Origin of the sequence: Agromyces chromiiresistens (assembly GCF_029167465.1) — a bacterium.
Classification (GTDB): domain Bacteria; phylum Actinomycetota; class Actinomycetes; order Actinomycetales; family Microbacteriaceae; genus Agromyces; species Agromyces chromiiresistens.
This window is the reverse complement of record NZ_JARFNL010000006.1, coordinates 339,637-352,362: the sequence shown is the minus strand read 5'-3', so window position 1 is coordinate 352,362 and position 12,726 is coordinate 339,637. Positions and strand designations below refer to the sequence as shown.

Genomic DNA, 12,726 nt, shown 5'->3' with positions numbered 1-12,726 from the left:
TTGAACCGGGTGATGAAACGCGTGAGGGCGAGCCGAAGCCCGCCCTCACGAAGACCGTCGTCGGTCGGCTATTCGCCGACCGCCACGATGTTGACGACCTTGCGGCCGCCCTTGTTGCCGAACTGCACCGCGCCGGCCTCGAGCGCGAACAGGGTGTCGTCGCCACCGCGACCGACGCCCGCACCCGGGTGGAAGTGGGTGCCGCGCTGGCGGACGATGATCTCGCCGGCGCCGACGACCTGGCCGCCGAAGCGCTTCACGCCGAGGCGCTGCGCGTTCGAGTCACGACCGTTGCGAGTGGAGCTCGCTCCCTTTTTGTGTGCCATGTCTGATTCTCCTTGGACGCCGCGGCGGTTACTTGATGCCGGTGACCTTGACGCGCGTGAGCTCCTGGCGGTGGCCCTGGCGCTTCTTGTAGCCGGTCTTGTTCTTGAACTTCTGGATCACGATCTTCGGGCCGCGGAGGTCGCCCAGGACCTCGGCCGTGACGGTGACCTTCGCGAGCGACTTGGCGTCGGAGGTGATCTTGTCACCGTCGACGAGGAGCACCGGGGTGAGCTGGACGTTGCCGTCCTTGTCAGCCTTGATGCGGTCCATCGTCACGATGGTGCCGACTTCGACCTTCTCCTGCCGACCGCCGGCGCGCACTACTGCGTAAACCACTACTCGTACCTATCTCTGGGGGGCCTCTCGGCCCCGTCTGCCTGAAGGGATTGTCACTGCGCGGTCGCCCCAGCGGGAAGAAGGGTGGTGACTGCGAGAAAACACTGTGCGGGTTGTCCTGCGTGCAGAATGACCTGCTTGCGGAGTGAACCGCGAAGTGGCGCGCACTGGGATAAGCAGCGGCACCAACGGTCGAGTTTACCGGATGACCCGGAGGGGGTCAAACGCGCGCCGACGGCGCGTCGCGCGGCGTTGCGCGTAGCATCCCCTCATGACCGTCCTCATCGACACGCCGCTCTGGCCGAAGCACGGCACGGTATGGGCGCACCTCGTGAGCGACGAGTCGATCGAGGAGCTGCAGGCGTTCGCCCGCCGGGTCGACCTGCCGCCGCGTGCGTTCGACCTCGACCACTACGACGTGCCCGTCGAGCGGTACGACGAGCTCGTGGCGGCCGGAGCCGAGCCGGTGAGCCCGCGCGAACTCGTACGTCGCCTGCGCGGGAGCGGCCTGCGGGTCACGCCGCGCGAGCGACGCGACCGCGCGGGCCGCACGTCATTCTGAGCCGTCGGATGCCTCGGCGTCGACGTCTCCGTCACGCCGGGTGATCACGGGGATCGAGCCGCCCGTGCTGAGCGCCGCGGTCGAGACCCGGCGGCTGCGCGCCCGGCCCTCCCCCGCCTTCTTGGGCGCGGGCAGCGCGTCGAGCACCGAGTCGAGGAGCACCTCGGCCTCGGCGGTCGGCACCGGGCGCTTGCGATCGGCGGCCGGAACGGGCAGGTCGATGATCGGGAGCACCGGCTCGGCCTCGTCGGTCGCCGGGGTCGTCGGCGCCGACTCGGCGACCGACGTCGTCGCGGCCTCCGTGTCGGGCCGACCGGCCTCCTGCGAGACGCGACGGTGGCGGCCGCGCCGACGACCGGTCGGGACGTCGGCGGCCGGCTGCGCCGTCGAGGGAGCCTCGGCGGGAACCTCCGCGACGGACTCCTCGTCCTTCGCGTCGGTGTGCGGAATCGTCGACGCCGCGATCTGGGCGAGCGCGTGCTTCGCGTCGTCGGTGATCGCATGCGTGCCGGCGTGCGGCGCTGTGGTCGTCGCAGCCGGCTGCGGCTGCGACTGGCCGCCCCCGCCCCGGTTGCGACGACGCTCGGGCTGCTGCGGAGCGCGGTGCTTCAGGATCGGCTCGTGGTGCACGATGATGCCGCGGCCGGCGCACACCTCGCACGGCTCGCTGAACGACTCGAGGAGTCCGAGGCCGAGCTTCTTCCGGGTCATCTGCACGAGCCCGAGCGAGGTGACCTCGGCGACCTGGTGCTTCGTGCGGTCGCGCGAGAGGCACTCCACGAGGCGTCGCAGCACGAGGTCGCGGTTCGACTCGAGCACCATGTCGATGAAGTCGACGACGATGATGCCGCCGATGTCGCGCAGGCGCAGCTGGCGGACGATCTCTTCAGCCGCCTCGAGGTTGTTCTTCGTGACCGTCTCTTCGAGGTTTCCACCCGAGCCGACGAACTTGCCGGTGTTGACGTCGACGACGGTCATCGCCTCGGTGCGGTCGATGATGAGCGAGCCGCCCGACGGCAGCCAGACCTTGCGGTCGAGCGCCTTCTCGATCTGCTCGCTGATGCGGAACTCGTCGAACGAATCGCGGTCGCCCGCGTACGCCTCGACGCGCTCGAGCAGGTCGGGTGCGACGGCGCGCAGGTACCGCTCGATCGTCTGGCGCGCGGCGTCGCCCTCGATGATGAGCTTCTGGAAGTCCTCGTTGAAGACATCGCGGACGATCTTGATGAGCAGGTCGGGCTCGGAGTGCAGGAGCGCGGGCGCCTGCACCTTCTCGAGCGTCTGCTGGATGTCGGCCCACTGGGCGATCAAGCGATTGACATCGAGGGTGAGCTGCTCTTCGGTGGCACCCTCGGCCGCGGTGCGCACGATGACGCCCTGGTTCTCGGGCAGCACCTCTTTCAGGATCTTCTTGAGGCGCGCGCGCTCGGTGTCGGGGAGCTTGCGGCTGATGCCGTTCATCGAGCCGTTCGGCACGTAGACGAGATAGCGGCCCGGCAGCGACACCTGGCTCGTCAGGCGGGCGCCCTTGTGGCCCACCGGGTCCTTCGTGACCTGGACGAGCACGCGGTCGCCGGGCTTGAGCGCGAGCTCGATGCGACGCGGCTGGTTCTTCTCGCCGTTCTCGGCGGCCGCCTCCCAGTCGACCTCGCCCGAGTAGAGCACGGCGTTGCGGCCTCGGCCGATGTCGACGAAGGCGGCCTCCATGCTGGGCAGCACGTTCTGCACCCGACCGAGGTACACATTCCCGATGAGGGATGCGTCCTGGTTGCGGGCGACGTAGTGCTCGACGAGCACGCCGTCCTCCAGGACGCCGATCTGGATGCGGCCGCCCTTCTCGCGGACGACCATCGAGCGGTCGACCGACTCGCGGCGGGCGAGGAACTCGGCCTCGGTGATGACCGCGCGACGGCGGCCGGCGTCGCGGCCGTCGCGGCGACGCTGCTTCTTCGCCTCGAGCCGGGTGGAGCCCTTGACCTTCTGGGGCTCGGTGATGAGTTCGGGCTCGCGGGGCTTGCGCACCTTGACGACGGTGTTCGCGGGCTCGTCGCCGGTCGGCCGGCCCTCTTCGCCCGAACGGCGACGGGTACGACGGCGGACGCTCGAGCCGTCCTCCGTCTGCGGCTCGTCGCGTTCGGGCACCTCGAACACGGGCGGCGCGTGGAAGATGAGCGACGTCGTCGTGAGCGTCGCGGGGATCGGCGACGCTGCGGGCTCGGACGGGGACGCCTCGGCCGCGGGCTCCTCGACGACCGGTGCCGCGGCGTCGGTCGCCTCGAGGCCGGCCGTCTGCTCGGCCTCGGCGGGGACCGCGGACTCGGTCGACGCAACCGTGCTCGACGCCGCCTCGGTCGCGCCGTCGATGTCGGGGGCGGCCTCGGCCGTCACCTGCTCGGCGACCGGCTCCGTCGTGACCCGACGCGACCGCCGGGCGCCGAACAGGCCGCCTCGCCGCTTCGGGGCGCCACCGCGCGAATCGGGTTCGTTGCTGTTCTTCTCGTTGCCTTCCACCATCTCTGGTGCACTCCTACACCGGATGCCTCGGCCGCGCCGTGGATCCGTACTCCTCTGGAGCGGCCCCGCGCTTCGCGCAGTGCCGCTGAACCATCAATTCTGCGATCGGCGGTTGCCGTGATCGCCACGTCTTGCGGGTTTCTCCCGCCCACTCGGATGCATCGCACCCTCAAAGCCTTCATTGGCGCCGTGCCGGGCGCGGCCCGGACGACTCCCTCGATTATCGCATGCTCTGACAGCGACGTGGGGAATCGGCGTGCCATAATCCGAGCATGCCCGACACCCTCGAGCGCCGTCGGCCGCTCGCCCTCGCGATCTTCCTGCTCATCGCCGGCGCCCTCGGGCTGCTCGCCGCGTTCGAACTCTCGGTCGAGAAGGTGCTCACCCTCGAGGATCCGAGTCATGTACCGAACTGCAACGTGGGCGTGCTCGTGGGATGCAGCACGAACCTCGCTTCGTGGCAGGGCTCCGTGTTCGGCTTCCCCAACCCGTTCGTCGGGCTCATGGCGTGGCCGGTCGTCATCACGATCGCCGTCGCGATCCTCGCCGGCGCGACGTTCGCCCGATGGTTCTGGGTGGGCTTCAACGTCGGCGTGGCCGGCGCGCTCGCGTTCGTCGGCTGGCTCATCTACCAGAGCATCTACGTGCTCGACGTGCTCTGCCCCTGGTGCATGCTCACGTGGGCGGTCACCATCCCGACCTTCTGGGCGGTCACGCTCTACAACCTGCGCGAAGGGCATATTCCGGGCTCGGCACGCGTTCGCCGGCTCGCCGGGGCGTGGCTGAAGTGGGTACCGCTCATCACGGTGGTCTGCTACGCCATCGTGATCGTGCTCGCCCAGGCTCAGATGAACGCGATCCCCCGCGTCATGATCGACCTGCAGAATCTCTGAGCATCCGGCCGGTCGAGGAGCGACGAAGGAGCGTATCGAGACCACGCGTGGCGGTCTCGATACGCGTGCTCCGGCGTCGCCCGCTCCTCGAACGACGAAACGTCAGGCGAACCAGAGCGCGAGCTCGCGCTCGGCCGACTCGGGCGAGTCGGAACCGTGCACGAGGTTCTGCTGCACCTTGAGCCCCCAGTCGCGGCCGAAGTCCCCGCGGATCGTGCCTGGCGCGGCGGTCGTCGGGTCGGTCGTGCCCGCGAGCACGCGGAAGCCCTCGATGACCCGGTTGCCGGCGACGCGGATCGCGACGACCGGACCCGACTCCATGAACTCGACGAGCGGCTCGTAGAACGGCTTGCCCTCGTGCTCGGCGTAGTGCTTCGCGAGCAGTTCGCGGTCGGCCTGCACGAGACGGATGTCGACGAGCGAGTAGCCCTTCGCCTCGATGCGGCGCAGGATCTCGCCGGTCAGGTTGCGCGCGACGCCGTCGGGCTTCACGAGCACGAGGGTCTCTTCGATCGCAGTGGTCATTGCTGTTCCTTCCCCGGCGCGGTGAATTCCGCGCGCTGTCGGTCGATCCGGCTCCCGGCGACCATGCAGTACCACCACATGCCGCCGAAGAGCGCCCCGACGACGAACATCGCCGGGTTGATGAAGCCCGAGGCGACGATGAGCACCTGCAGCACCCAGCCGAGCGTGTACGCCCAGTCGAAGCGGAGCAGTCCGATCGTCGCGATCAGGCCGAGAATGATGACGCCGCCCGCGACGAGGGCCACCCACGGCGGCAGGGCCGACTCGACGCCCAGTGCGGCATCGCCCTGTGCGAGGCCCCAGACGACGAGCGCGGCGAGGAAGACCACGATCGTCTCGAAGCCGAGCACGATCGCGGCGAGGCTCTGGCGGATCGAGCGCGGCGGCCGGGCGGGCGCGGCCGAGGCGTCGGGCTCGGAGCCCTCCACCTCGTCGAAGCCCTGCACGTCGTCGCCGCTCATGCGCTCCCCCACTCGTGGTCCTCGGCGTACGCCATCGCCTCGCCGACGAGCACGATCGACCCGGTGACGAGCACGGCGCGCTTCGGCCCGGCCGCCGCCCAGCCGCGGGCCTGCTCGAGCGCGTCCTCGAGCCGGTCGACGACGACCACCCGGTCGCCTGCGCGAGCGGCGACGATCGGGCCGAGCACGTCGGCCGGCAGCGCCCGCTCCGAATCGGGTGAGGTCACGATGAACGGCCCCGAGATCGCGGCGAGTTCACCGGCGATCCCGGCGGCGTCCTTGTCGTCGACGACACCGAACACGACCGCGATCTCGTCGAAGTCGAAGACCTCGTCGAGGGCGGTGACGAGCGAGCGGGCGCCGTGCGGGTTGTGCGCGGCATCCACGATGATCGTGGGCTCGGTGCCGACGACCTGCAGGCGCCCGGGCGAGGTCGCCTCGCCGAGGCCTCGCTCGACGACCTCGTCGGCGAGCCGCATCGAACCGCCGCCGATGAAAGCCTCGACCGCGGCGACCGCGACGGCCGCGTTCTCGGCCTGGTGGGCTCCGAACATGGGCAGCAGCACATCGCGGTACTCCCCCGCGAGCCCGCGGATCGACACGAGCTGGCCGCCGATCGCGACCGCGGTCGAGATCACCGCGAAGGCGTCGTCCTCGACCGCGAGGGTCGACTCGGTGAGCTCGGCGGCGTCCTCGAGCACGCGCAGCGCCTCGTCGGACTGTCGCGCGGTCACGACCGACGCGGCAGGCTTGATGATGCCCGACTTGGTGCGCGCGATCGCCTCGACGGTCGAGCCGAGCCGTGCCTGGTGGTCGAGCGCGATCGGGGTGAAGACCGCGACCTGGCCGTCGGCGACGTTCGTGGAGTCCCACTCGCCGCCCATGCCCACCTCGAGCACCACGACGTCGACGGGCGCGTCGGCGAAGCATGCGAACGCGAGCACCGTGAGCGCCTCGAAGTAGGTGAGCGGCTGCTCCCCCGCCTGTTCGAGCTCCGCGTCGACGATCGCGATGAACGGGAGGATCTCCTCCCAGTTGCGGGCGACCGCCTCGTCGGTGATCGACTCGCCGTCGATGCGGATGCGCTCGGTGAACCGCACGAGGTGCGGGCTCGTGAGCAGGCCCGTGCGCAGGCCGGATGCGCGCAGCAGGCTCTCGATCATGCGACTCGTCGACGTCTTGCCGTTGGTCCCGGTGATGTGGATCACGGGCGCCGACCGGTGCGGGTCGCCGAGCAGCTCGACGGTGCGCCGGGTGGGCTCGAGCCGGGGGCGCGGTGCGCCCTCGCCGACGCGCGCGATGAGCGACGCGTGCACCGCGTCGGCGGCGTCGCGCGCCTCGAGGTCGTCGGGGCCGGTCATGCGGGCTCCAATCCGATGGTCAGTCGCGAGTCGTCGCCGACGGCCTTGGCCTCGCCGTCGAGGTCGGCCGAGGCGAGCACCTCGAGCGAGGTCGCGAGGGTCTCGCCCGCGATGAGCTCGCGGTGGGTCTCGGCGGCGCGCGCGCCGACGGGGTCGAGCGTGAGGGTGAGGGCGATCCGGTCGCCGACCTCGAGGCCGGCGGCCTTGCGGGCCTCCTGCACGGCTCGCACGACGTCGCGCGCGAGGCCCTCGGCCTCGAGCTCGGGCGTCGTGGTGGTGTCGAGGATCACGAAGCCCCCGTCGGCGAGCAGGCCGAGGGCGCGCTCGCCGTCGCCCGATCCGGCTTCGAGCACGAGGTCGTACTCGTGCGGCTCGAGGGCGATGCCGGCTGCGACGACGGTCTCGCCGTCGAGCGACCAGTCGCCCGAGCGCGCGGCCTGGATCGCCTGCTGCACCTGCTTGCCGAGGCGGGGACCCGCGGCGCGTGCGTTCACCGTGAGGCGCTTGGTCACGCCGTACGTCTCGGCACTCCGTTCGTCGAGCTGCACCAGGTCGACGTTCTTCACGTTGAGCTCGTCGCGCAGGATGGCCTCGAACGGCGAGAGGGCCGAGGCATCCGCACCGACGACCGTGAGCCGGGCGAGCGGAAGCCGCACCCGGCGCCCGGCCTGCTTGCGCAGCGCGAGCGAGGTGGAGCTGATCTCGCGCACCGCGTCCATCGCGGCGACGAGCGCCGGGTCGGCCGGGAACTCGCTCGCCTCTGGCCAGTCGGTCAGGTGCACGCTGCGTCCGCCGGTGAGGCCGCGCCAGATCTTCTCGCTCACGAGCGGCAGCAACGGCGCTGCGAGGCGCGTGAGCGTCTCGAGCACGGTGTGGAGGGTGTCGAACGCCTCACGGCCCGAGCCGTCGTCGGCCACGCCCTGCCAGAACCGGTCGCGCGAGCGGCGCACGTACCAGTTCGTGAGCACGTCGCCGAAGTCGCGCAGCTTCTGCGCGGCGAGCGGCGAGTCGAAGTCGTCGAGGTCGGCCGTGACCGCTTCGACGAGGTCGCGCAGCTTCGCGAGCAGGTACCGGTCGAGCACGTCGGTGGACGTCGTCGATCGGGATGCCTCGTACCCGCCGTCCTTCGCCGTGTTGGCGTAGAGGGAGAAGAAGTACCAGGTGCTCCAGAGCGGCAGCATCAGCTGGCGGACGCCCTCGCGGATGCCCTCCTCGGTGACGATGAGGTTGCCGCCGCGCAGCACCGAGCTCGACATGAGGAACCAGCGCATGGCGTCGGAGCCGTCGCGATCGAACACCTCCGAGACGTCGGGGTAGTTGCGCAGCGACTTCGACATCTTCTGCCCGTCGCTGCCGAGCACGATGCCGTGGCTCACGACGTTCGAGAACGCCCGGCGGTCGAAGAGCGCGGTCGAGAGCACGTGCATGACGTAGAACCAGCCGCGCGTCTGCCCGATGTACTCGACGATGAAGTCGGCCGGGTTGTGCGTGTCGAACCACTCCCGGTTCTCGAACGGGTAGTGCACCTGCGCGAACGGCATCGAGCCCGAGTCGAACCAGACGTCGAAGATGTCGGTGATGCGTCGCATCGTCGACCGCCCGGTCGGGTCGTCGGGGTTCGGCCGGGTGAGCTCGTCGATGTAGGGACGGTGCAGGTCGGGCTTGCCGTCGGGACCGACCGGAAGCCGCCCGAAGTCGCGCTCGAGCTCTTCGAGCGAGCCGTAGACGTCGATGCGCGGGTGCTCGGGGTCGTCGCTCTTCCACACCGGGATCGGTGAGCCCCAGTAGCGGTTGCGGCTGATCGACCAGTCGCGAGCGCCCGCGACCCACTTGCCGAACTGGCCGTCCTTCACGTTGTCGGGAACCCAGTTGATGTCCTGGTTGAGCTCGCCCATGCGGCCCTTGAACTCGGGCACCTTGATGAACCAGCTCGAGACGGCCTTGTAGATGAGCGGGTTGCGGCACCGCCAGCAGTGCGGGTACGAGTGTTCGTAGCTCGCCTGGCGGAGCAGACGCCCCTCGGCCTTCAGGAGCTGCGTGAGCGGCTTGTTCGCGTCGCTCCAGAGCATCCCGGCGACGTCGGTGACGGCGGGCAGGAACTTGCCGCCCTCGTCGAGCGAGATGACGACCGGGATGCCTGCGGCTTCGCCGATCTTCTGGTCCTCCTCACCGTAGGCAGGTGCCTGGTGCACGATGCCCGTGCCGTCTTCCGTCGTGACGTAGTCGGCGACGAGGATGCGCCAGGCATTCTGCAGCCCGTACGCCTCGACGTCGGCGTAGTAGTCGAAGAGGCGGTCGTACGTGACGCCATCGAGGTCGGCACCGCGCACCGTGCGCGAAACGGCCGCACGGGCGTCGTCGGCGGAATCGTAGCCGAGCTCCTTCGCGTAGCCGCCGACGAGGTCGACGGCGAGCAGGTACTCGCCGCCGAGCACCTCGGGGGCCTCGGTTCCCTCGGCCTGCTCGCGGAGAACGGTCGCGTCGGGCGTGCCGTTGGGGCCGGCGGGCACGACCGCGTACTCGATGTCGGGCCCGACGGCGAGCGCGAAGTTCGTCGGCAGCGTCCAGGGCGTGGTCGTCCACGCGAGCGCCCGGACCGCGGTGAGCCCGAGCGACTCGGCCTTCGCGCCGGTGAGCGGGAAGGTGACCGTCACCGTCTGGTCCTGGCGCATCTTGTAGACGTCGTCGTCCATGCGCAGCTCGTGATTCGACAGCGGGGTCTGGTCGCGCCAGCAGTAGGGCAGCACCCGGTATCCCTCGTACGCGAGACCCTTGTCGTAGAGGGTCTTGAACGCCCAGATCACGCTCTCCATGAACGTGACATCGAGGGTCTTGTAGTCGTGCTCGAAGTCGACCCAGCGGGCCTGGCGGGTGACGTACTCCTCCCACTCCTTCGTGTAGCGCAGCACCGACTCGCGGGCCGCGCGGTTGAACGCCGCGATGCCCATCTCCTCGATCTCGCTCTTGTCGGTGATGCCGAGCTGGCGCTCCGCTTCGAGCTCGGCGGGCAGGCCGTGCGTGTCCCAGCCGAAGCGGCGGTGCACCTGGTGGCCGCGCATCGTCTGGAAGCGCGGGAAGAGGTCCTTCGCGTAGCCGGTCAGGAGGTGGCCGTAGTGCGGCAGGCCGTTCGCGAACGGGGGGCCGTCGTAGAAGACCCACTCGGGGGCGCCTTCGCGCTGGGCGATGGAGGCCTGGAAGGTGCCGTCGGCCTTCCAGAAGGCGAGCACCTCGCGCTCGACGGCGGGGAAGTCGGGTGAGGGGGCGACACCGTGGTCGTCTGGGGTGCGGGGGTACACGCTCGCTCCTTGTGGGACGGATGCTTCACGAGGACGCCGGCCGCTCGATCGAGCCGCCACCGCGGTACCACCTCGTTTGCGAATCGGCCCTTCGACAGGCTCGGGCACCGATTCACCCCTCATTGCCGGCTGTGACGGGCCGCCCCGTTCGGTTCTACTGACGCTCGACGCTCGCTTCGACAGGCTCAGCGAATGACGACCGCGTTCTTCCGAAGACTCCCCGGTGATGGCCGGATCGACGTCGTTGGCCTCAAGAATACCGTGTCGACGGCGGGCCCGCGGGACGCATCGGGCGCACGACGCCGATCTGCGGGGCCGAGCGGTAGGCCGCGCGGACGAGTTCGAGCAGCGCCGCCTCGGGCAGCCCGTGCTCGCGGGCCTCCTCGACGAGGTCGTGCACGGCGCCCGCGAGCGCCGCATGCCCGCCGATGCGCACCGCGACGACCGCGCCCCGTCCGCGGTGCACCTCGATGAGCTGCTCGTCGCGGAGCCGGTGGTAGGCGCGCAGCACCGTGTGCACGTTGAGCCCGAGCTCCGACGCGAGCGTGCGCGCCGCCGGCAGACGCTCGCCGCCGGTGAGCCGACCGTCGATGATCGACGACCTGAGCGCGGACGCGAGCTGATCGGCCAGTGGGGTCGGTGATGCGGCGTCGAGTCTGATCAGCACCGAAACATCCTAATTGTTCTATTGCAATGCGAACAAGTTGCTTGTCGTGGCCGAAACGCGGTGTCAGGATGGCCCAGGGCCGGCGTCGTCCCGCTCACATCCCATCTCCCCTTCGAGGACTCGATGCACGCTGCACTCCACCCGCTCCGCCGCCCCCGCACATTCGGCCTGGCCGTCGCGGCACTCGTCGGCGCCGTCGCGCTCGCCGGCTGCCAGGCGGCCGAACCCGACGCCTCCGACGAGCCGGTCGCCGGCGGCACGCTGCGGTACGCCTCCGGCGACGCCGAACCGACGTGCCTCGACCCGCACGTCGGCGGCAACTACCCGCAGGCCCTCGTGGCGACCCAGTTCCTCGAGTCGCTCGTCTCGCTCGACGAGTCGGGCGAGATCATCCCCTGGCTCGCCGAGTCGTGGCAGGCCTCCGACGACGGGCTGACCTGGGAGTTCACGCTCCGCGACGACGTGGAGTTCACCGACGGCACGCCGTTCGACGCCGAAGCCGTGAAGGCGAACGTCGAGCACCTGAAGGACCCGGCGACCCAGTCGTCGACCGGCTACCTCGCGCTCGGCAAGGTCGACCGGGTCGAGGTCGTCTCCCCCGAGGTCGCCCGATTCGTGCTGACGGCGCCCGACAGCGCCCTGCTCGAATCGCTCTCGCAGCCCTGGCTCGCGATCGAGTCGCCGGCCGGCCTCGCCCGCGGCATGGAGGAGAACTGCCAAGCGCCCATCGGCACCGGCCCGTTCGTGGTCGACGGCTGGGAGAAGCAGGAGCGCGTCTCGCTCGTGCGCAACGACGACTACGTCTCGCCTCCCGCCGACGCCCAGCACGAGGGGGCCGCGTACCTCGAGGCGATCGACTGGCGGTTCATCCCCGACGCCGCCTCGCGCTACGCCGCGCTGCAGGCCGGCCAGGTCGACGTCATCGACAACCCGCAGCCCGACACGGCGGCGGCTGCGGAGAAGTCGGGCGACCCGACATGGATCGATGCGCCCCGCCCCGGCGCATCGAACCGCATCGAGCTCAATTCCGGCCAGGCGCCCTTCGACGACGAGCGGGTCCGCGAGGCGTTCATCGCCGCCGTCGACGTCAACGACGGCATCGACTCGCTCTACTTCGGCACCGCCGAGCGGTCGTACTCGCCGCTCTCCTCGGCGGAGGCGCTCGCCTATTCCGACCCCGACCTGTTCGAGACCGACCTCGACCGCGCGAACGCGCTGCTCGACGAGGCCGGCTGGGCCGAGCGCGACGACGACGGCACCCGCGTGAAGGACGGCGAGCGCCTCGTGGTCCGGTTCCCCGTGAGCACGAACCAGTCCGTGCCCGCGGAGCAGTCGCTCTTCGAGCAGGTGCAGGCGACGGCGAAGGAGGCCGGGTTCGACGTGCAGATCTCCCTGCTCGACCTGTCGAGCTGGTACGGGGCGCTCTTCGCCCACGAGTACGAGATCGTGAGCGCGCCGTACACGAAGGTCGGCCCCGACGTGCTGCGCATCCTGTACCACTCCGACAGCATCACGCCGGCGCCGAGCGGCTACTTCGCGAACCTCGCGCAGGTGAACGACCCCGAGATCGATGCCCTGCTGACGGACGCCGCGTCCACGAGCGACGCCGCCGAGCGGGCCGACCTGTACGAACGGGCCCAGGCGCTCATCCTCGGCGGGCACTACCTGCTGCCGCTCTACGACCAGCAGAACAGCTTCCTCGTGGCGAACTCGGTGCACGGAGCGCGTGCACTGCCGACCGTGTCGACGCCCACCTTCTATGACGCCTGGATCGCCGACTGACA

General features: G+C 70.2%; 11 protein-coding genes. 3 read left to right on the top strand and 8 right to left on the bottom strand.

Translation table 11 applies throughout. The features are described from left to right. Positions 1-68: 68 nt before the first annotated feature. Positions 69-326 (bottom strand): 50S ribosomal protein L27, encoded by a 258-nt coding sequence (rpmA, locus tag PX701_RS16875; RefSeq protein ID WP_056009138.1) that lies wholly within the window; start codon positions 324-326, stop codon positions 69-71. A 28-nt stretch (positions 327-354) separates the two neighbouring features. Next, complete coding sequence (gene rplU, locus PX701_RS16870; RefSeq protein WP_231430969.1) at positions 355-663, bottom strand: 50S ribosomal protein L21; 309 nt, start codon at positions 661-663, stop codon at positions 355-357. A gap of 271 nt (positions 664-934) precedes the next feature. On the opposite strand from rplU, the gene PX701_RS16865 reads away from it, so the two are divergent. Next, complete coding sequence (locus PX701_RS16865; protein WP_275506949.1) at positions 935-1,225, top strand: DUF4031 domain-containing protein; 291 nt, start codon at positions 935-937, stop codon at positions 1,223-1,225. On the opposite strand, the gene PX701_RS16860 is transcribed toward PX701_RS16865, so the two are convergent. Further along, positions 1,217-3,739 carry an Rne/Rng family ribonuclease gene (locus PX701_RS16860; protein WP_275506948.1) on the bottom strand — a complete coding sequence of 841 codons (2,523 nt, stop codon included), beginning with the start codon at positions 3,737-3,739 and terminating at the stop codon, positions 1,217-1,219. The genes PX701_RS16865 and PX701_RS16860 overlap by 9 nt on opposite strands. A gap of 272 nt (positions 3,740-4,011) precedes the next feature. Between PX701_RS16860 and PX701_RS16855 the strand changes: the two genes are divergently transcribed. Beyond that, positions 4,012-4,632 carry a vitamin K epoxide reductase family protein gene (locus PX701_RS16855; protein WP_231430966.1) on the top strand — a complete coding sequence of 207 codons (621 nt, stop codon included), beginning with the start codon at positions 4,012-4,014 and terminating at the stop codon, positions 4,630-4,632. Positions 4,633-4,734: 102 nt separating this feature from the next. On the opposite strand, the gene ndk is transcribed toward PX701_RS16855, so the two are convergent. From ndk to PX701_RS16830, 5 genes are all read right to left on the bottom strand, one after another. Then, positions 4,735-5,157, bottom strand: coding sequence for a nucleoside-diphosphate kinase (ndk, locus tag PX701_RS16850; RefSeq protein WP_231430965.1), 423 nt, complete (start codon positions 5,155-5,157; stop codon positions 4,735-4,737). Beyond that, positions 5,154-5,618, bottom strand: coding sequence for a DUF4233 domain-containing protein (locus PX701_RS16845; RefSeq protein ID WP_275506947.1), 465 nt, complete (start codon positions 5,616-5,618; stop codon positions 5,154-5,156). Before PX701_RS16845 ends, ndk begins: the two co-directional genes overlap by 4 nt. Beyond that, positions 5,615-6,979 (bottom strand): bifunctional folylpolyglutamate synthase/dihydrofolate synthase, encoded by a 1,365-nt coding sequence (locus tag PX701_RS16840; protein ID WP_231430963.1) that lies wholly within the window; start codon positions 6,977-6,979, stop codon positions 5,615-5,617. Before PX701_RS16840 ends, PX701_RS16845 begins: the two co-directional genes overlap by 4 nt. After that, positions 6,976-10,275, bottom strand: a complete 3,300-nt coding sequence (gene ileS / locus PX701_RS16835; protein WP_231430962.1) for an isoleucine--tRNA ligase — start codon at positions 10,273-10,275, stop codon at positions 6,976-6,978. Before ileS ends, PX701_RS16840 begins: the two co-directional genes overlap by 4 nt. Before the next feature lie 250 nt (positions 10,276-10,525). Next, positions 10,526-10,942, bottom strand: a complete 417-nt coding sequence (locus PX701_RS16830) for a GntR family transcriptional regulator (RefSeq protein ID WP_231430961.1) — start codon at positions 10,940-10,942, stop codon at positions 10,526-10,528. Between the two features lie 123 nt (positions 10,943-11,065). Between PX701_RS16830 and PX701_RS16825 the strand changes: the two genes are divergently transcribed. Then, positions 11,066-12,724, top strand: coding sequence for an ABC transporter substrate-binding protein (locus PX701_RS16825; protein WP_275506946.1), 1,659 nt, complete (start codon positions 11,066-11,068; stop codon positions 12,722-12,724). The last annotated feature ends 2 nt before the right edge of the window (positions 12,725-12,726 follow it).

Bases quoted from the DNA above. Each gene is read 5' to 3' on its own strand.
- PX701_RS16860 (WP_275506948.1), bottom strand. From the start codon at position 3,739: ATGGTGGAAGGCAACGAGAAGAACAGCAACGAACCCGATTCGCGCGGT.
- PX701_RS16845 (WP_275506947.1), bottom strand. From the start codon at position 5,618: ATGAGCGGCGACGACGTGCAGGGCTTCGACGAGGTGGAGGGCTCCGAG.
- ndk (WP_231430965.1), bottom strand. From the start codon at position 5,157: ATGACCACTGCGATCGAAGAGACCCTCGTGCTCGTGAAGCCCGACGGC.
- PX701_RS16840 (WP_231430963.1), bottom strand. From the start codon at position 6,979: ATGACCGGCCCCGACGACCTCGAGGCGCGCGACGCCGCCGACGCGGTG.
- rpmA (WP_056009138.1), bottom strand. From the start codon at position 326: ATGGCACACAAAAAGGGAGCGAGCTCCACTCGCAACGGTCGTGACTCG.
- PX701_RS16855 (WP_231430966.1), top strand. From the start codon at position 4,012: ATGCCCGACACCCTCGAGCGCCGTCGGCCGCTCGCCCTCGCGATCTTC.
- PX701_RS16865 (WP_275506949.1), top strand. From the start codon at position 935: ATGACCGTCCTCATCGACACGCCGCTCTGGCCGAAGCACGGCACGGTA.
- PX701_RS16825 (WP_275506946.1), top strand. From the start codon at position 11,066: ATGCACGCTGCACTCCACCCGCTCCGCCGCCCCCGCACATTCGGCCTG.